The following is an 18417-nucleotide window of genomic DNA, read 5'->3' on the forward strand; positions in this document are numbered from 1 at the left end:
TCTCCGCCCGGCCGTCCGTGTGCCACCCGCGCTCACTCGTTGTGCAGCACCTCGGCGATCGGCAGCCGGGCCGCCGAGCGGGCCGGGACGAGGGCGCCGAGGACGGCGATCACGACGCCCGCCAGCGCGAGGCCGGTCAGCAGCGGGGCGCCCCAGACGTCCTTCGTCGCCTCCGGGAAGTGGATGATCCGGACGTTCTCGACGATCAGCCGGTGCGCCATCATCCCGACCGGGATGCCGATGATCCCGCTGACCACGCCCTGCCAGGCCACCGAGGTGACCGTCATCGCGACGACCTGCCGGGGCGTCATCCCGATCGACTTCAGCATGCCGAGGTCCCGGCGACGCTCGCGGATGGTGAGCAGCAGGGTGTTGAAGACGCCGAGCGCGGCGACCACCGACAGCAGGACGCTGAAGGTCGTGCTGAAGGTCTTGATCGCGACGACGGGCCCTGCCGAACTCGCCGTGACGATCGAGGGCGAGAGGCTCGGGTCAGCGGCCGTGACCGCCTTCTGGTACGCCTGCGCGTCGGTGCCGTCGGCGAGCCGCACGTCGTACTCGACCACGTGCGGGTCGGGGGTGAGCAGGGCCCTGGTGGCGTCGTTGGAGGAGATCGAGTTGGCGTTGCCCTGGACCTCCTCGCCGACGACGGTGACGGTGGTCTGCCGGCCGTCCAGGACCAGGGTGATCCGGTCACCGAGCTTGACCCCGTGCTGGTCGAGGAAAGCCGGCCCGGCCTCGACCTCGTTCAGTCCGGTTGCCGGGCGGCCCTCCACCACGTCGAGCCGCCGGTGGTCGACCATGGCGTCGCCGCCGTAGAAGTTGGCGAAGACGGGCTGGGGCTGTCCCACGATGCCGATCCGGACCAGCCCGCGGACGGAGACCCGCTCGGCGCCGGGGGTGGCGTGCAGCATCGCCTCGGTCTGCTCCGGGGTCAGCCGGGGCGCGATCTTGTTGTCCGAGAAGACACTGGTCTGCACGTCGATGTGGGTCCTGCCGTCGGGCGCGGGCATGGTCTTGGCCAGGGTGCTGCTCACCCCGGTGGTCACGGTCACGGTGACCACCCCGAGCACGATCGCCGCCATGGTCAGCGCGGTGCGGGCCGGGCGGGCGAAGGGCTGGCCGAGACCGAGGCTGACGGCGCGCGGCAGCCGGGTGCCGCTCAGCCAGCGCTGGACCTTCAGTCCGCGTCCGGTGCGCGGCGCGCTGCCGGCCGAGATGGCCTGGGCGGCGGAGAGCCGGTGGGCCCGCGAGGCGGGGACGAGCGCGGCGAGGGCGACCAGCAGCGGGACGCTGAGCAGGGTGGCGGCGGGCAGCCAGCCGGCCGGCTCGATCACGGCGGCGCCGGTCGAGATCCCGGAGAACGCGGTCTCGAGGATCGGGTACGCCGCCGCCCAGCCGGCCGCCGTCCCGAGGACGGTGCCGACGACCGCGGGCACCGAGACCATGGTCAGGTAGACCATGACCACCTGGCGCGGGGTGAAGCCGATCGACTTCAGCACGCCGATGTGCCGGTAGCCGGAGACCACCGCGCCGCTCACCACGTTGCCGACGATCAGCGCGGCGACGATGAGGCCGAGCACGCCGAAGACCGTCATCAGCGGCAGGTAGGCGTCGGCGCCCGCAGAGAAGGCCTGCTTGAGCACCAGGTACGACTGCGCGCTGGCGACGGCGTCCTTGGGCAGGCCCTCGGTGGCGGTGCCGAGCGAGGCGGTGAGCTGCTGCTCGGTGGCCGCGTCGGTGAAGCGGTAGAGCATCTGCCGGGCGGTGGGGTGCAGGGCGGCCGCCTGCGCGGGGGTGACCCAACCGCCGGAGGACTGGCTCATGTCGGTCGCGAAGCCGACGACCGTGAGCTTCAGCCCCGTGCTGGTGATGAGCTGATAGCCGAGGTTCCACGCCCCGGCGCCCCCGCCCGGGTTGTTGACGACCACCTCGCCGGGCGCGGTGGCCCAGCGGCCGGCCAGCAGTCGCACCCGGTCCACCGGACCGCCCTGGTCGGCCCGGCCGACCAGGGTCAGCGGTCCGGGCGGGCGGCCGACCCAGTCGGTGGGGATCTCCACCACGGCCTGGTCGAACGGTCCGGCGGCCGCCTCGACGCCCGGCCGGTGGGCGGTGGCGGCCAGTTGCTCCGCCGAGGCCTTGGCCGGGTCGAAGGCAGCGGCGACGTGCGCGCCGCGCTCGGCGTCGAAGGCGTCGTCGAAGGGGGCCCGGGCGGCGCTGATCACCGCGAGGGCGAGCAGCACCGTCGCGGTGGAGCAGAAGACGACCAGGCCGATCACGATGGTCTGCACCCGGCGGCGCTTCACGGCCGCCCGGGAGGCCCGCCACACGGCGCCGGTCACGACTGCGCCTCCAGCATCCGCTCGCGCGCCACCCGGCCGTCCGCGACCTCGACCAGCCGGCTGGCGCAGCGGGTGGCCAGGTTGGGGTCGTGGGTGACGATCAGCAGGGTCTGCCCGATCTGGTTGAGGTCGATCAGCAGGTCCATCACCTGCTCCCCCGAGCGGCTGTCCAGCGCGCCGGTCGGCTCGTCCGCGAGCAGCAGCGCCGGGCGGTTCATCAGGGCCCGGGCCACCGCGACGCGCTGGCGCTCGCCGCCGCTGAGCGAGGCCGGGTAGACGTCCTTGCGGTGCGCGACGCCGAGTTCGTCCAGCAGCTCAAGTGCCCGGCGACGCGCCTGGCGGGCGGTGGTGCCGGTCAGCTGGGCGGCCAGGGCGACGTTGTCGAGGGCCGGGAGGTCGTCGATCAGGTTGAAGAACTGGAAGATCATGCCGACGTGGCGGCGGCGGAACAGGGCCAGCCCGGTCTCGTTCAGCTGCCCGAGGTCCTGGCCCTGCACCCGGACGGTGCCGGAGGTGGGGCGGTCCAGCCCGGCCACCATGTTCAGCAGGGTGGACTTGCCGCAGCCCGAGGGGCCCATCACGGCGACCGCCTCGCCCGCCCTGATCCGCAGGTCGAGTCCGTCGAGCGCCTTGGCGTCGCCGAACTCCTTGTGCACCCCGGACAGCTCGACGACGACCTGCGCGTCGTCCGGCCGGGTGGTCCCGTCGTGGTCGTTGCTCATGGTGGACGACGGTAGGCGCGGCCGCCCGGGCCGGGCGTCCCACCCCGGGTGTAACCGCAGGTGGCCGTAGTCCCCGGGATGTACCCGGGCGGCACCCCCGGATGATGTGGATCACTCGCTGAGCTGGGAAGCTGTCGGCGTGTGGGGAACGGGGTTGGAGTGGGCCACCGTCGCGGTGGCGGGTACGGCGGGCACGGCGGCCGGCTGGCTGGGCATCGCGCTCGCCCGGGCGCGCCGGCAGCACCGGGCGGCCATCGGCGAGCGCGGTTGGCTGCTGGAACGGGAGCGGGAGAGCGCCGCCCGTACCGCCGTGGACGCCGAACGGGCGCGCATCGCGGCCGAGTTGCACGACATCGTCAGCCACAACGTGAGCCTGATGGTGGTCCAGGCCGGGGCCGCGCGCGAGGTGCTCGCCACCATGCCCGAGGAGGCGACGGCGGCGATGAGCGCCGTCGAGGCCGCCGGGCGCGACACGATGACCGAGCTGCGGCACCTGCTCGGGCTGCTCGCCCCCGCCGCGGACGGCCGCGAGGAGCCGGATGCGGACGGCTTCGCGCCGCAGCCCAGCCTGAGCCGGCTCAGCCCGCTGATCGACCGGTTCGCCTTCGCCGGACTGCCGGTGGAGGTGCGGATCTCGGGCGAGCCGAGACCGCTGCCCGGCGGCGTCGACGTGACGGCGTACCGGATCGTCCAGGAGGCGCTGACCAACGCGCTCAAGCACGGGGACGGGGTGACGGCCGAGGTGACGGTGCGGTACGCGGACCACTACCTGCGGGTGGAGGTGCTGAACAGCGGGCCGAGCGTGCTGGCCGGCGCCCCGGCCGCGCCCGACCGCAAGCCCGACGGCGCCGGGCGCGGGCTGCTCGGCCTGCGCGAGCGGGTCGCCGTGTACGGCGGCGACCTCGACGCCCGGCGCCGCCTCGGCGGCGGCTACCGGGTCCGCGCCCGCATCCCGCTGGACCGGCCGTGACGGAGGAGACCGTGGAAGACGCGACGAGGGAACCCGACGAGCGGCGGCGCCCGAGGGTGGTGATCGCCGACGACCAGGAACTGGTCCGCACCGGGTTCCGGATGATCCTCACCGCGCGCGGCATCGACGTGGTCGCCGAGGCCGGCGACGGTGCCGAGGCGGTGGCCGCGGCGGTCGCGCACCGGCCCGACGTCGCGCTGCTGGACATCCGGATGCCCGGCATGGACGGCCTGGAGGCTGCCCGCCGGATCCTCGCCCGGGTGCCCGGCTGCCGGGTGATCATGCTGACCACCTTCGACCTCGACCACTACGTCTACGCCGCGCTCGCCGCCGGGGCCAGCGGCTTCCTGCTCAAGGACGTCACCTCCGCCCACCTCGCCGCCGCCGTCCGCCTGGTCGACACCGGGGACGCCCTGCTCGCCCCCTCGATCACCCGGCGCCTGGTCGAGCGCTTCGCCGCCGGCGCCCCGCGTCCCGCCCCCGGCACCGACGGCCCGGCGCTGCACCGCGACCTCGCCCCGCTCACGCCACGCGAGGCGGAGGTGCTGGCACTGCTCGGACGCGGGCTGTCCAACGCCGAGTTGGCGGCCGAACTGACCCTCAGCGAGTCGACGGTGAAGACGCACGTCGCCCGGATCTTCGCCAAGCTCGACCTGCGCGACCGGGCGCAGGCGGTCGTCCTCGCGTACGAGACCGGGTTGGTCGCGCCCGGGGGCCGGCAGCCGTGACGCAACCCCACAGCCGCTCCCTGAGCCCTGAATCAACTCCCGTGATTCGCACGACAATCATCTATCTAACTCGTTAGAGCTAACTCCCCATCCGATTCACATTTTTGCCAGCCCATGGGGGAACATCTTTATGTCCGAGCCCGAACGAAAGAAACCATTCGGGCGGCATTACCACGACATCTGGATAGGCCCGTGACTTCCTCCGCCCCCGTGTGGGACTGCCCCTTCAACCACACCGACGGTCTGGAGTTCGATCCGCTTCTCAAGCGGCTGCTCACCGAGGCCCCGATCGCCAGGATCCGCCTGCCGCACGGCGAGGGCGAGGCCTGGCTGGCCACCCGCTACGAGGACGTCCGCGTGGTCACCACCGACCGGCGGTTCAGTCGCGCCGCCGGCATCGGGCGCGACCTGCCCCGGATGACGCCCGCCCCGATCGCCCAGGCCGAGGCGATCAACCTGATGGACCCGCCGGCCCACAACCGGCTGCGCCGCCTCGTCGCCCAGGGCTTCACCAACCGCCAGGTCGAGCGGATGCGCCCGACCACCCAGCGGATCGTCGACAGCTACCTCGACGAGATGGCCGAACACGGCTCCCCCGCCGACCTGGTGCACTTCCTCTCCAGCCGGCTCCCGCTCACCACCATCTGCGAGCTGCTGGACATCCCCGAGCAGGACCGCGCCGAACTGCGCGGCCACGCCGTCGCCATGATGGCGATGGGCCCCGGCAGCCGGGCCGGCCAGGAGACCGCCAAGGCCGCGCTGCGCGGCTACTTCACCGAGCTGACCGCCGCCCGCCGCGCGCACCCGGGCGAGGACCTCGTCAGCGCCCTCGCCACCGCCCGCGACGGCGACGAACTGCTGGACGACCAGGAGTTGGCCGTCATGGCGATGGTCCTGCTGGTCACCGGCCACGACACCAGCACCTACCAGCTCAGCAACATCACCTACACCCTGCTCACCCACCCCGAGCAGCTCGCCAAACTCCGCGCCCAGCCCGAACTGCTGCCGCGCGGACTGGAGGAGCTGCTGCGCTTCATCCCGTTCCGCCAGGGCGTCGGCATCGCCCGGGTCGCCACCGAGGACGTCGAGCTGGGCGGCGTGCCGATCCGGGCCGGCGAGGCCGTCCACGTCTCCTACCTCGCCGCCAACCGCGATCCGGCGATGTACGAGCGCCCCGACGAGCTGGACCTCGACCGCGGCGCCCCCACCCACATGACCTTCGGCTACGGCCAGCACCACTGCCTCGGCGCACACCTGGCCCGGATGGAGCTCCAGGTCGCCATCGGCACCCTGCTGCGACGCTTCCCCGGCCTGCGACTGGCCGTCCCGCCGTCCGAACTGGACTGGCACACCGGCTCGATCTGGCGCTACCCGCGCACCCTGCCGCTCGCCTGGTGACCTCCTCCCCGCGCCGCCCGCGCGGCGCCCGACCGACGCACCCGTAGACCGCCTGCCCAGGCCGCTCACCGGCCCGCCTGCCCGGGCCACCCAGGGGGAGACCCGCACCATGGCAACACTCTGCTGCCCTGCCATCGCCGTACCCGAACACGTCATCACCCTCGACCAGACCCTCGACCTGGCCCGCTCCGTGCACGCCGGCCACCCGCAACTCGGCCTCGCCCTACGGCTGATCGAGAACACCGGGGTGCGCACCAGGCACCTGGTCCAGCCGATCGAGCAGACGCTCACCCACCCGGGCTTCACGGTCCGCAACACGGTCTACGAGCGGGAGGCCAAGCTCCGCGTCCCCGAGGTGATCGAACGGGCCCTGGGCCACGCCGAGTTGGCCGCCCGGGACATCGACCTGATCATCTACGTGTCCTGCACGGGCTTCATGATGCCGTCGATGACCGCCTGGCTGATCAACGCCCTGGGCTTTCGCTCCGACACCCGCCAGATGCCGATCGCCCAGCTCGGCTGCGCGGCCGGCGGCGCCGCCGTCAACCGCGCGCACGACTTCTGCCGCGCCTACCCGGGCGCCAACGTGCTCATCGTGTCCTGCGAGTTCTGCTCGCTCTGCTACCAGCCGACCGACCTCGGCATCGGCTCGCTGCTCTCCAACGGCCTGTTCGGGGACGCCGTCGCCGCCGTGGTGGTGCGCGGACACGGCGGCACCGGCGTGCACCTCGAACGCAACGGCTCGCACCTCGTCCCGGACACCGAGAACTGGATCTCCTACGGGGTCAGGGACACCGGCTTCCACTTCCAGCTGGACAAGCGGGTGCCCGGCACCATGGAGATGCTCGCCCCGGCGCTGCGCGGCCTGACCGGCGAACACGGCTGGGACGTCTCCGGGTTGGGCTTCTACATCGTGCACGCCGGCGGCCCACGCATCCTCGACGACCTCTGCCACTTCCTCAACCTGGAGCCGGCCACCTTCCGGTACAGCCGCGCCACGCTCACCGAACGCGGCAACATCGCCAGCGCCGTCGTCTTCGACGCCCTCGCCCGGCTGTTCGCCGACGGCGGTGTGACCGACGGCACGCCCGGCCTGATCGCCGGTTTCGGACCGGGCATCACCGCCGAGATCGCACTGGGGAGTTGGGTGGGGGCGCCGATGGAGGCCGCCCGCCGCCGGCCCCGCGCCATCTCCACCTCGGACATCGCCCTCGTCCATCCGACCGCCCCCCGCCGTTTCCCGGCCGGCACTACGATCACCGAATGACCGACACCACACACCGGAGCGACGCCTCCGACACCGCCGACGGCTCCGACGCCTCTGGCAGAGCCGCCGAACTCGCCGCGCTCTTCCCGGCGTTGCACGCGCCGCAGTACTGGACCTGGGGCAGGTACGACGCACTGTTCTCGACCGTGCTGCCACCGGACGAGCTGGTGACCAACATCCACCTGGTGGGCTTCTCGGACGACCGGGTGGTCCTCTGCCGGGACGACCGGAACCACTGGTTCCTGCCCGGCGGCACCCGGGAGCGGGACGAGAGCATCGCCGCCTGCCTGGAGCGCGAGCTGCGCGAGGAGGCGGGCGCCCGGCTGCTCGCCGCGCCGGACTGGCTCGGCGCGCACCGCTGCCGCACGGACGACCCGACGCCGTACCGGCCGTGGCAGCCGCACCCGGAGAAGGCCTGGCTGTGGGGCTGGGCGGAGGTCGCGGTGGACTCGACACCGACCAACCCGGCGGACGGCGAGCAGGTGGTCGAGGTACGGGCGGTGCCGGCGGACGAGGCGCAGCGACTGCTGGTGGCCGGGCACGACGCCTGGTGGGGCGAGCTGATCGGACTGGCCGTGGAGCTCAGGCGGCGGGCCGGGCAGGGCTGAGACCTCCCCGTCCGAGATATTCCCGCCGGGCCCGAAGACCACTGGAACAGTCGAACAGCAGAGAGCAATGTCCGTTTTGCAGTGATATGACTCGGCCATGGATACCAAACTGCTGGCCGTGGACTACCCCGTGCTCAACATCTTCTGGACGATGCTGGAGCTGTTCCTCTGGATCCTCTGGTTCTTCCTGCTGTTCAAGATCATCACGGACATCTTCCGCAGCCATGACCTGGGCGGCTGGGCCAAGGCCGGCTGGATGATCCTGGTGATCCTGCTCCCGCTGATCGGCGTGCTCGCCTACGTCATCGCCCGCGGCAAGGGGATGAGCGAGCGGGACGTCGCGCAGGCCCGGCAGAGCGAGGCCGCGTTCAAGGCCTACATCCGGGACGCGGCCGCCGACACGCCGGAAGGCCGCCCGCGCAGCCACGTCGACGACCTGGCCAGGCTGGCGGACCTCAAGACCAACGGCTCCCTCTCCGAGGAGGAGTACCAGAAGGCCAAGGACAAGCTCCTGGCCTGAACACCGGAGCAGACGGGGCCGGCGGCAGCACCTGCCACCGGAGCAGACGGGGCCGGCGGCAGCACCTGCCACCGGCCCCGCCGTCCGCACGTCCCCGTGCTCAGCGCCGCCCGGAGCGCCGGTCCCCCGAACCGCCGTCGCCGCCGGTCAGGCCCGCCCGGCGCAGCGCGTCCGCCATGGCGCTGTTCGCCACCGGAGCGCCGCCGGCGGAACCGCCGCCGCCCTGGCCGCGCCGGTCCTGCCCGCCCCGGTCCTGGCCGCCCCGCCGGTCCTGGCGCGGCGGGCGGGCCTGGCGCTCGCCGCCCCGGCCCCGGTCGCCGCCCCGCTCGGCACCGCGGTCGCCCCGGTCACCGCCCCGCTCGCGGCCGGCCTCGTCGTCCAGCCGCAGGGTCAGCCCGATCCGCTTGCGCGGCACGTCCACCGAGACGACCCGGACCTTCACGATGTCGCCCGGCTTGACCACCTCGCGCGGGTCCTTGACGAAGGTCCGCGACAGCGCCGAGACGTGCACCAGCCCGTCCTGGTGGACGCCCACGTCGACGAAGGCGCCGAACGCGGCGACGTTGGTGACCACGCCCTCCAGTACCATGCCGACCTCCAGGTCGCCGATCTTGTCGACGCCCTCCTTGAAGGTCGCGGTGCGGAACGCCGGGCGCGGGTCGCGGCCCGGCTTGTCCAGCTCGCCGAGGATGTCGGTGACGGTCGGGATGCCGAAGACGTCGTCCGCGAAGTCGCCCGGGCGCAGGGCGCGCAGCCGTTCGCCGTTGCCGATCAGCTCGCGCAGCTCCCCGCCGGTCGAGGCGAGGATCCGGCGCACCACCGGGTACGCCTCGGGGTGCACGCTGGAGGCGTCCAGCGGGTCGTCGCCGCCGGGGATGCGCAGGAAGCCCGCGCACTGCTCGAAGGCCTTCGGGCCGAGCCGGGCGACGTCCTTGAGCTGCCTGCGGGTGCGGAACGGCCCGTTGGCGTCGCGGTGGGACACGATGTTGTCGGCGAGCGTGCCGGTGATGCCGGAGACGCGGGTGAGCAGCGGCGCCGAAGCGGTGTTGACGTCCACGCCGACGGCGTTGACGCAGTCCTCGACCACCGCGTCCAGCGAGCGGGAGAGCTTCACCTCGCTCAGGTCGTGCTGGTACTGGCCGACCCCGATCGACTTCGGGTCGATCTTGACCAGTTCGGCCAGCGGGTCCTGCAGGCGGCGGGCGATGGAGACCGCGCCGCGGATCGACACGTCCAGCTCCGGCAGCTCCTGCGAGGCGAACGCGGAGGCCGAGTAGACCGAGGCGCCGGCCTCGCTGACCATCGCCTTGGTGAGCTTCAGCTCGGGGTGGCGCTGGAGCAGGTCCTCGGCGAGCTTGTCGGTCTCCCGGGAGGCGGTGCCGTTGCCGATCGCGACCAGGTCGACGTCGTGCTTCCTCGCCAGCGCCGCCAGGGTGGCGAGCGCGGCGTCCCACTTGTTGGCCGGCTGGTGCGGGTAGATCGTGTCGTACGCGACGACCTTGCCGGTGGCGTCCACCACCGCGACCTTCACGCCGGTCCGGAAGCCCGGGTCCAGGCCCATGGTGGCGCGGGTGCCCGCCGGGGCGGCCAGCAGCAGGTCGCGCAGGTTGGCGGCGAACACCCGCACCGCCTCGTCCTCGGCCTCGGCCCGCAGCCGGGCCCGCAGGTCGATGCCGAGCCGGACCAGGACCCGGGTGCGCCAGGCCCAACGGACGGTGTCGCCGAGCCACTTGTCGCCCGGGCGGCCGTGGTCGGCGATGCCGAAGCGGGCCGCGATCCGCCGCTCGTAGTCGTTCTCGCCGGGCAGGTCGCCCTCCTCGCCGTCGTAGGGCGAGAGGTCGAGGTCCAGCACCTCCTCCTTCTCGCCGCGCAGCATCGCCAGGATGCGGTGCGAGGGGAGCCGGGTGTACGGCTCGGCGAAGTCGAAGTAGTCGGCGAACTTGGTGCCGTCCTGCTCCTTGCCGTCGCGCACGGTGGCGACCAGGCGGCCGCGGGTCCACATCCGCTCGCGCAGCGAGCCGACCAGGTCGGCGTCCTCGCCGAAGCGCTCGACCAGGATCGCCCGGGCGCCCTCCAGGGCGGCGGCCTGGTCCGCGACCGACTCGTTCAGGTACCGGGCGGCGAGCGCGGCCGGGTCCTGGGAGGGGTCGGCGAGCAGGGTGTCGGCGAGCGGCTCCAGGCCGGCCTCGCGGGCGATCTGCGCCTTGGTGCGCCGCTTCGGCTTGAACGGCAGGTAGATGTCCTCCAGCCGGGCCTTGGAGTCGGCGGCCAGCACCTGCGCCCGCAGCGCGTCGTCCAGCTTGCCCTGGGCCGCGATCGACTCCAGGACGGCCGCCCGGCGCTCCTCCAACTCGCGCAGGTAGCGCAGCCGCTCCTCCAGGGCGCGCAGCTGGGCGTCGTCGAGGGAACCGGTGACCTCCTTGCGGTAGCGGGCCACGAAGGGGACGGTCGAGCCGCCGTCGAGCAGATCGACGGCCGCCTTCACCTGCCCCTCGCGGACACCCAGCTCCTCGGCGATCTTGCGCTCGATCGCCTGCTGGGCCTGCCGGGCCACCTGTTCGACTGGCGTGGTCACGAAGCCGGTCACCTTCTCCTTCAGTGCGTTCGCCGTACGCCCTGCATTCTGGCAGGTGCCGGGGACAGCTCCCGGCCGCACCCGGGGCACCCGGGCGTGGCGGCCGCGGCCCGCGGCCCCAACCAGACTCAAGCAGGCCCCCGTTGTGCCTTCCTACGCTGACGCGCATGGACACCTCCCGCCCGCTCGACGCCTCCCCCGCGCTGAACGCCCCCGGCTCACCGGACGTCTCCCCCCGGCTGGACGCGCTCGCCGCCGCCAAGTACCTGCTGTTCACCACCCACCGCAGAAACGGCACCCCGGTGCCCACCCCGGTCTGGGTGGCACGCGACGGCGACGCACTGGTCTTCACCACCGTCACCCGTACCGGCAAGGTCAAGCGGCTGCGCAACCGCTCCGACGTGCTGGTCGGGCCGAGCGACATCCGCGGCAACCTGCTCGGCGAGCAGGTCCCGGCCACCGCCGTCCTCGACCCCGACCGCGCGCCCGCCTACCGGAAGCTGCTGCGCCGCAAGTACGGGCCGCTCTGCGCGATCGCGCTCACCGCGAACGTGCTGCGCTTCGGCCGGGGCGGGACGATCGGCGTGCGGGTCACCCTGGGCTGAGCCTCCCGGCGGCACCCAACCGGCGCCCAACCGGCGCACCTCGGACGCGCGTCGAGCGCGCGTCGAGCGCGCGTCGAGCGCGCGTCGGGATCCGGGCCGCGGAAGGACGGGTTCGGGAAAGCTGCTGAAGGGCGGCGATCCGCGCTGTACGCTGCCGGGCATGTGCGCTGCCACCCGGATGCACCCCGACGAACTGGTCATCGACGCGGCCCTGGTGCGGCGGTTGATCTCCGCCCAGTTCCCGGACTGGGTCGGCCGCCCGGTCACACCGGTCGCCTCCACCGGGACGGACAACGCGATGTTCCGCCTCGGGCCCGACCTCGCCGTCCGCCTCCCCCGGGTGGAATGGGCGGCCGGGGACGTCCGCCGCGAGAAGCAGTGGCTGCCCCAGCTGGCGCCCCGGCTTCCGCTGCCGATACCCGCACCGCTCGCGGTCGGCCGGCCCGCCGCCGGCTACCCCTGGGAGTGGTCGGTGCTCCGCTGGTTCGACGGCGTCAACCCGACCGCCGGCGCAGTCGCCGCACCCGGCGCGCTCGCCCGCGACCTGGCCGCCTTCGTCAACGCCCTGCGCGCCGTCAACCCGGCCGGCGGCCCGGCCGCCCACCGCAGCGCCCCGCTCGCCTCCCGCGACGGCTCCACCCGCGCGGCCATCGCCCAACTCGCCGGGGCGATCGACGCCGAGGCCGCGACCGCCCTGTGGGACAAGGCGCTGCGCCTGCCCGAGTACGCCGGCCCGCCCACCTGGATGCACGGCGACCTCACCCCCGGCAACCTCCTGCTCAACCGGGCCGGACGGCTCGGCGCCGTCATCGACTTCGGCCTCATGGGCGTCGGCGACCCCACCGCCGACCTGATCGTCGCCTGGAACCTGCTGCCCGCCGCCGCCCGTCCCGCCTTCCGCGCCGCACTCGGCGCGGACGACGCCATGTGGGGCCGCGGCCGCGCCTGGGCGTTCTCCATCGCGCTGGTGACGATCCCCTACTACCGCCACACCAACCCGGGCCTCACCGCGAACGCCCGCCACGTCGTCCGCGAGGTGCTCGCCGACCGCAGCGTCTGATCAGGGCCTGCCCGGCGGATCTCGCCGGGCCCGCGACGCCGGACAGAACACCTAGCCCCCCGCGAGGCCCAAGGAGCGGACCAGCTGGGCCAGTTCGGCGCCGAAGAGCCGGTCCGGGCTGGTGGTCTGGGCCCGCAGGTGGCCGTAGACCTCCAGCGAGACCAGGCCGTGCAGACGGCCCCAGATCCGCAGGGCCAGCGCCACGCCGGCCGGGGGCAGCCCGGGGAAGGCCGGGCGGACCTTGCCGAGCAGGCCGGGATCGAAGTCCGCCCAGGTGAAGTCGTCGTCCGCGCCCGGTGATCCGGCCTGCGGCCAGGCCGCCGCCGCGAGGCCGGCGATGCCGACGCAGACCCGCTGGGCGGCGTCGGGCGCGGCGCCGCCCTCGGGGGCGCGGTAGCCCGGGACGGGGTCGCCGTAGATCAGCCGGAAGCCCTCGGAGTTGGCCAGCGCCCAGCCGCGGAAGGCGTGCGCCCAGGCCCGGATCCCGGCCGCCGGATCGTCTGCCGGGGCGGCGCTCCAGGCGGCCTCGACGGCGTCCGCGAGCGCGGTGTAGACGTCCGCGATCAGTGCGGTGACCAGGTCGTCCCGGGTGGCGAAGTAGCCGTAGATGGCGTTGGCCGTCATGCCCATCTCGCGGGCGATCGCCCGCAGGGTGATCGCGTCGGGCCCGCCCGAACCCATCAACTCCAGGGCGGTGCCCTTGATTTCGGCGGTCGTCTCGGCCCGCAGCCGCTCGCGTCGTCCAGTGCCTCGGGTGCCTGCCATGCGCTCACTCTACAGCGTCACCTTGCTGATTGCCGTTCAAAAACTTCACGCCGTATAGTTTTCGCACGGCGTGAGATTCTCAGGCCGTCCACCGGCATGACCAAGGGGAGAACCATGCACATCGGAGTCATCGGAGCCACCGGCACCATCGGCAGCCGGATCGTCACCGAAGCCCTCGGCCGCGGACACCGCGTCACCGGATTCAGCCGCGACGCCTCCGCCATCGACGACCAGCGGGAGAACCTCACCTGGGCGAGCCTCGACGCCCTCGATGCCGAGAGCATCGCCGCCGCCCTGCCCGGCCTCGACGTCCTCATCAGCGGCTTCCAGCCCGGCAACGGCGCCCGGGACATCATGGACACCATCGAACGCTCCATCGCCGACCCCACCGTCTACGCCACCGCCGCCCGCGCCCTGCTCAAGGCCCTGGACGGCCACCCCCGCACCCGGCTCATCGTCATCGGCGGCGCCGGCAGCCTCGAAATCTCCCCCGGCGTCGTCCGCGCCGACCACGACGACCTCCTCCACGAGGCGCTCGACGAACTCGGGCTCCCCCGCGGGTACGCCGCCGCCGTCCGCGGCCACCGCGACGCCCTGAACGTCCTGCGCACCTCCAACCGGCTCTGGACCTACTTCAGCCCCGCCGAGCAGATCGCCCCCGGGGAACGCACCGGCCGCTTCCGCATCGGCGGCGACCAGCCCGTCCTGGACGCCGACGGCCTCAGCCGGATCTCCGCCGAGGACGCCGCCGTCGCCCTCGTCGACGAGGCCGAACTCCCCCGGTTCGTCCAGCGCCGCTTCACCATCGGCTACTGAGCGACGGTCAGCGGCGACGGCCTCCGGCGGCGACGGCGGGAGTGCCGCCACCGCCGTCGGCGGCCGTTGCTATGGTTCTCCCCGCCACTACGGGTAGGGGGACGGAACTTGGCACGCAGAAGCAGTGTGATCGACGTCAGAGTCAGCCGACGAGTGCTGTGGGTGGGCGGCGACGCGTACCCGCTCCACAACATCGCCAGGGCCCGGCAGTTCCAGCTGTTGCCGCCCAAGCGCTCGCGGGTGATCATCCGGTTCATCCGGCAGGTGATCGGCCTGCTGGTGGCCACCGCCGTCCTCGGTTCGCTGCTCGGGAGCGGCGCGAACCAGGGCACGACCAAGAACGTGATCGGCGTGGTGATGCTCGCGCTCTTCGCGGTCAGCCTCCACCGACTGGTGAAGCGACTGCGGATGCGGACGGTGTACCAGCTGGTCATCGAGACCTCCAGCTCCTCGAACACGGCGGTGGTCAGCCACGACGCCCAGCAGGTCGGCAACCTGATCCAGCTGATCATGGAAGCGATCGACAACCCCCAGGCCGAGTTCGCGCTCCAGGTGGAGAACGTCCACATCGGCGACCAGATCAACCAGTACGGCGACCACAACATCGGAAAGAAGGTCGGCCTGTGAGCGGCGGCATCCACTTCGGGGACTCGGTCACCCAGCACGGGGACCACAACATCGGCATCATCAAGCACCAGGGCCCGGCCGACCCGCAGGCCGCGATGCGCGAACTCATCGCTGCCGTACGCCAGTTGCGCGACCAGGTGCCGGCCGAGGACCGTGAGGTGCTGGACGAGTCGCTGGCGGACATCGGCGACGGGCACACCACCCCGCCCTCGACCCTGCGGCGCGCCCTGCGCAACATCTCCGGCGTCGCCGCCCTGGCCGCCGCCGGCGCCCCGGTGGTGGAGTCGATCCGCCGCATCCTGGACTCGCTGAGCTCCTGAGCGGCGGCGCGGCGGGCGACCAGGGGCAAATGTCATACCAGGTCAGGAAACTGCCCAGGTCAAGTACTGCTGCTAGCCTGACCCCATGAGCGGACTGCGGGAACGGAAGAAGGAGCGGACGCGGCGGGCGATCTCCGAGGCCGCCATCGCGCTCTTCCTGGAACACGGCTTCGACAGGGTCTCGGTGGCGGACGTCGCGGCCGCCGCCGAGGTGTCGAAGCCGACCCTGTTCAGCTACTTCCCCACCAAGGAGGACCTGGTCGTCCACCGGTTCGCCGACCACCAGGAGCAGGCCGCCGACGTCGTCCGCGGCCGGGCGGCCGGCGAACCGGTGCTCGCCGCGCTGCACCGGGACTTCCTCGACGGGCTCGCCCGGCGCGACCCCATCACCGGGCTCAACGACCATCCGGAGGTCCTGGCCTTCGGCGCCCTGATCCACGCGACCCCCAGCCTGACCGCCCGGGGCGCCGAATACCTCGCCCGGGCCGAGGAGTCCCTCGCCCGGGCGCTGCGCGAGGCCCCCGACCTGGCCCCGCCCCGACACCTCACCGCCCCCCTGCTCGCCGCCCAGGTCACCGCCACCCAGCGCGTCCTCGCCGAACACAACTGGCACCGGATCCGGAACGACGGCCGGACCGCAGACGAACTCCACGCCGAGGCCGTCAGCAACGCCGACCGCGCCTTCCGCCTCCTCGGCGCCGGATACGGCGGCACCGGGCACGAAGGCGCCGCTGGCTAGAGTGCCACGCATGACAACGCGTCACCTCACGTTCGAACGGCTGCACAACTTCCGCGACCTGGGCGGCTATCCCGCCGCCGACGGCAGGTCCGTCCGCTGGGGCCTGCTCTACCGCTCCGACTCGCTCGGCAAGATCACCTCGCCCGCCGACCTCGACCGGCTCCAGGCCCTCGGCGTCCGCACCGTGATCGACCTCCGCTACCCCTGGGAGATCGCCGCCAAGGGCCGGGTGCCCGACTTCGACGGGCTGGCCTACCACAACCTCTCGATCGAGCACCGCCCGTACGACCAGGCCGAGATCGACCCGGACGTCGACCCCTGGCGCTACCTCGCCGACCGCTTCGCCGAGGTCGCCGAGGACGGGGTGAAGGAGATCCGCGAGGCCCTGGACGTGATCACCGCCGCCGAGGCGCCGCTGGCCTTCCACTGCGCCTCCGGCAAGGACCGCACCGGGCTCGTCGCCGCCCTCGTCCTCACCCTGCTCGGCGTCCACGAGGACGACATCGCCGCCGACTTCGCCCGCACCGAACTGGCCACCCCGCACTTCATCGCCGAGTGGCACGCCGCCCACCCCGGTCGCACCCTCCGCTGGCCCGGCTACGGACGCGCCCCGGAGACGGTCATCCGCCTCACCCTCGCCGACCTCGCCACCCGCTACGGCTCGGTCGAGGGCTACGTCACCGGCACCCTCGGCGTCGACCGCGGCCAGCTGGCCGCCCTCCGGGCCCGGCTGCTCACCGCCTGACCCCGCGCCGCGCGGGCCTGCGCCGGACAGGCCCTAGCCTGCGGCGGGGAGGCGCGCCGTGTCGGCGCCGAAGGGGAGGAAGACGGTGCGGGTCGCGAGGAGCCAGCTGCCGTCGACCACGCGGAAGGTGTCCTCGTAGTGGCCGACGTTGGCCGGGAGGCGGGGCTCGATCATCCCGCCTGCGTACCCGTCGACCCGGTACGTGGTCAGGTAGGAGACCGCGCGGGCCGTCGTCGCGGACTCCACCGTGACCAGGATGTTCGTCATCAGGCGACGGGAGAGCCGGTCCGCCGGCCGGGATGCGAAGTACGCCCGCAGGGCCTCCCGGCCCTCGACCCGGCGGTCGCCGTGCGGCCAGGACCAGACGCCGTCGGGCGTGAACAGCTCGGCCACCGAACCCGGCTCCCCGAGGTCGAGGCGGTGGATGAAGTCCACGACGATCCGCTCGCAGGCGCGTTCGGCGAGCATCCGGTCGATCGGGGTGAGGGTCTCGTCGTCCATGCCCCTTTGTATCAACCACGCCGCGCTGCCGGGCAAGCCCTTTTCCAGGGCGTGTCAGGCCCGCGCTAGCGCCGTCGGCCCTTGCCGCCGGTGCGCGGCTTGCCGGCCGCGTGCGGCTTGCGCGGGGCGCGGGCGCCGGTGGGGGCGGCCGTCGGGGTGGGGGCCGCGGCGGGCCAGTGGGTGGGGCGGGTGAGGGCGGCGGGCAGGCGGGTGGTGGCGTCGCCGCGGGCGGCGTTCAGCTGGGCCTGGGTGAGGAAGAGGGCCTCGGTGAGGTCGGCGCCGGCGAGGTTGGCATCGCGCAGGTCGGCGCCGACGAGGTCGGCGAGGCGCAGGTCGGCGCCGGCCAGGTCGGCGGCGACGAGGAGGGCGCCGCGCAGGTTGGCCCCGCGCAGGTCGGCGCCGCGCAGGCGGGCCCCGAAGAGGTCGGCGCCGCGGTGTTCGCGGCGGCGGGGGACGGCGGCGCGGACGAGTTCGCTGGCGCGCAGCAGCAGGTCGCTGACGCGCTGCCGGTGGGCGGGGACGTCGACGGCGAGGATCTCCTCGGGGGTGCCGCCGGCGAGCCGGTCGGCCTGCTCCAGGGCCTGCCGCAGTTCGGCGTGGACCGGGCGGGCGGGGGCGTAGCCGAGCGCCTCGGTGAGGTACCAGAGCAGTTCGTGGAGCTGCCGCACCACCGGGAAGACGTCGTACATGGGCTTGGCGTCGGCGGGTTCCTCGCGCCAGCTGCGGCCGCCGTAGGTGATCTGGGAGACGCGCTGCCCGGCGCCGAAGCAGTCGTAGACGGTGCAGCCCGGGAAGCCCTGGTCGCGGAGCCGTTCGTGGATGCCGCAGGTGAAGTCGGTCTGCAGGTTGCGGCACGGGCTGCCGGCGGCCTTGCCGACGGCGAAGTCGGCGCCGGCGGCGAACGGCAGGGCGACGCAGCAGAGGCCGAAGCAGCTGCCGCAGTCGGAGCGCAGTGCGGTCGGCTGAGCCGCCGTGGGGTGCTGCGGCGGCTCGGTCTCGCTCACGTCGCGTGGTCCTTCCACCATCGGGGCACCGTCCGGTCCGGTGCGTCGAACCCGGCAAGCCTACTGTGCCGGGCCGGTGCGTCCCGCCTTTCCTCTGGCCACCCC

The 18417-nt window shown here is 73.3% G+C and carries 19 protein-coding genes; 13 read left to right on the forward strand and 6 right to left on the reverse strand.

Annotated elements, in window-relative coordinates; genetic code table 11:
* Nucleotides 1–32 precede the first annotated feature (32 nt).
* Both ACIOJE_RS19860 and ACIOJE_RS19865 read right to left on the reverse strand, forming a co-directional pair.
* A complete protein-coding gene (locus tag ACIOJE_RS19860; RefSeq protein WP_400777594.1) occupies nucleotides 33–2342 on the reverse strand; it encodes an ABC transporter permease in 2310 nt (769 codons plus the stop codon).
* On the reverse strand, nucleotides 2339–3064 hold the full coding sequence (locus ACIOJE_RS19865) for an ABC transporter ATP-binding protein (protein WP_280674220.1): 726 nt from the start codon (nucleotides 3062–3064) through the stop codon (nucleotides 2339–2341). Before ACIOJE_RS19865 ends, ACIOJE_RS19860 begins: the two co-directional genes overlap by 4 nt.
* 154 nt (nucleotides 3065–3218) lie before the next feature.
* Between ACIOJE_RS19865 and ACIOJE_RS19870 the strand changes: the two genes are divergently transcribed.
* From ACIOJE_RS19870 to ACIOJE_RS19895, 6 genes are all read left to right on the forward strand, one after another.
* On the forward strand, nucleotides 3219–4034 hold the full coding sequence (locus ACIOJE_RS19870; RefSeq protein ID WP_400777595.1) for a sensor histidine kinase: 816 nt from the start codon (nucleotides 3219–3221) through the stop codon (nucleotides 4032–4034).
* 11 nt (nucleotides 4035–4045) lie between these two features.
* Nucleotides 4046–4762, forward strand: coding sequence for a response regulator (locus tag ACIOJE_RS19875; protein ID WP_400777597.1), 717 nt, complete (start codon nucleotides 4046–4048; stop codon nucleotides 4760–4762).
* A gap of 192 nt (nucleotides 4763–4954) precedes the next feature.
* Nucleotides 4955–6160 carry a cytochrome P450 gene (locus ACIOJE_RS19880; RefSeq protein ID WP_400777599.1) on the forward strand — a complete coding sequence of 402 codons (1206 nt, stop codon included), beginning with the start codon at nucleotides 4955–4957 and terminating at the stop codon, nucleotides 6158–6160.
* A 109-nt stretch (nucleotides 6161–6269) separates the two neighbouring features.
* Nucleotides 6270–7427 (forward strand): type III polyketide synthase, encoded by a 1158-nt coding sequence (locus ACIOJE_RS19885; protein WP_400777601.1) that lies wholly within the window; start codon nucleotides 6270–6272, stop codon nucleotides 7425–7427.
* Nucleotides 7424–8035, forward strand: coding sequence for an NUDIX hydrolase (locus ACIOJE_RS19890; protein ID WP_280674225.1), 612 nt, complete (start codon nucleotides 7424–7426; stop codon nucleotides 8033–8035). The genes ACIOJE_RS19885 and ACIOJE_RS19890 overlap by 4 nt, the downstream gene beginning before the upstream one ends.
* Before the next feature lie 97 nt (nucleotides 8036–8132).
* On the forward strand, nucleotides 8133–8555 hold the full coding sequence (locus tag ACIOJE_RS19895) for an SHOCT domain-containing protein (RefSeq protein ID WP_280674226.1): 423 nt from the start codon (nucleotides 8133–8135) through the stop codon (nucleotides 8553–8555).
* 100 nt (nucleotides 8556–8655) lie between these two features.
* On the opposite strand, the gene ACIOJE_RS19900 is transcribed toward ACIOJE_RS19895, so the two are convergent.
* On the reverse strand, nucleotides 8656–11130 hold the full coding sequence (locus ACIOJE_RS19900; protein WP_280674227.1) for a Tex family protein: 2475 nt from the start codon (nucleotides 11128–11130) through the stop codon (nucleotides 8656–8658).
* 167 nt (nucleotides 11131–11297) lie between these two features.
* Between ACIOJE_RS19900 and ACIOJE_RS19905 the strand changes: the two genes are divergently transcribed.
* Both ACIOJE_RS19905 and ACIOJE_RS19910 read left to right on the forward strand, forming a co-directional pair.
* Nucleotides 11298–11735 carry a PPOX class F420-dependent oxidoreductase gene (locus ACIOJE_RS19905; protein ID WP_280674228.1) on the forward strand — a complete coding sequence of 146 codons (438 nt, stop codon included), beginning with the start codon at nucleotides 11298–11300 and terminating at the stop codon, nucleotides 11733–11735.
* Nucleotides 11736–11895: 160 nt separating this feature from the next.
* Entirely contained in the window at nucleotides 11896–12795 is a 900-nt protein-coding gene (locus ACIOJE_RS19910) for an aminoglycoside phosphotransferase family protein (RefSeq protein WP_400777603.1), read from the forward strand.
* 51 nt (nucleotides 12796–12846) lie between these two features.
* Here the strand turns inward: ACIOJE_RS19910 and ACIOJE_RS19915 are convergent, their stop codons facing one another.
* A complete protein-coding gene (locus ACIOJE_RS19915) occupies nucleotides 12847–13560 on the reverse strand; it encodes a TetR/AcrR family transcriptional regulator (protein ID WP_400777605.1) in 714 nt (237 codons plus the stop codon).
* 114 nt (nucleotides 13561–13674) lie between these two features.
* On the opposite strand from ACIOJE_RS19915, the gene ACIOJE_RS19920 reads away from it, so the two are divergent.
* The 5 genes from ACIOJE_RS19920 (at nucleotide 13675) to ACIOJE_RS19940 (ending at nucleotide 16807) form a co-directional block, all read left to right on the forward strand.
* The gene (locus ACIOJE_RS19920) at nucleotides 13675–14376 is read left to right on the forward strand and encodes an NAD(P)-dependent oxidoreductase (protein WP_280674231.1); all 702 of its coding nucleotides are present in this window, start codon (nucleotides 13675–13677) and stop codon (nucleotides 14374–14376) included.
* Between the two features lie 126 nt (nucleotides 14377–14502).
* Nucleotides 14503–15003 (forward strand): DUF6232 family protein, encoded by a 501-nt coding sequence (locus tag ACIOJE_RS19925; protein ID WP_280674232.1) that lies wholly within the window; start codon nucleotides 14503–14505, stop codon nucleotides 15001–15003.
* Entirely contained in the window at nucleotides 15000–15323 is a 324-nt protein-coding gene (locus tag ACIOJE_RS19930) for a hypothetical protein (RefSeq protein WP_400777607.1), read from the forward strand. The genes ACIOJE_RS19925 and ACIOJE_RS19930 overlap by 4 nt, the downstream gene beginning before the upstream one ends.
* 85 nt (nucleotides 15324–15408) lie before the next feature.
* A complete protein-coding gene (locus ACIOJE_RS19935) occupies nucleotides 15409–16062 on the forward strand; it encodes a TetR family transcriptional regulator (RefSeq protein ID WP_400777608.1) in 654 nt (217 codons plus the stop codon).
* A 10-nt stretch (nucleotides 16063–16072) separates the two neighbouring features.
* Nucleotides 16073–16807 (forward strand): tyrosine-protein phosphatase, encoded by a 735-nt coding sequence (locus ACIOJE_RS19940; RefSeq protein ID WP_400777609.1) that lies wholly within the window; start codon nucleotides 16073–16075, stop codon nucleotides 16805–16807.
* Nucleotides 16808–16840: 33 nt separating this feature from the next.
* On the opposite strand, the gene ACIOJE_RS19945 is transcribed toward ACIOJE_RS19940, so the two are convergent.
* Together ACIOJE_RS19945 and ACIOJE_RS19950 are read right to left on the reverse strand one after the other, a co-directional pair.
* Nucleotides 16841–17308: a nuclear transport factor 2 family protein gene (locus ACIOJE_RS19945; protein WP_400777611.1), complete on the reverse strand. Its 468-nt coding sequence runs from the start codon at nucleotides 17306–17308 to the stop codon at nucleotides 16841–16843.
* A 65-nt stretch (nucleotides 17309–17373) separates the two neighbouring features.
* The gene (locus ACIOJE_RS19950; RefSeq protein WP_400777613.1) at nucleotides 17374–18333 is read right to left on the reverse strand and encodes a pentapeptide repeat-containing protein; all 960 of its coding nucleotides are present in this window, start codon (nucleotides 18331–18333) and stop codon (nucleotides 17374–17376) included.
* Nucleotides 18334–18417: the final 84 nt, after the last annotated feature.

The organism is Kitasatospora sp. NPDC087861 (assembly GCF_044742585.1).
In the GTDB taxonomy this organism is placed as follows: Bacteria; Actinomycetota; Actinomycetes; order Streptomycetales; family Streptomycetaceae; genus Kitasatospora.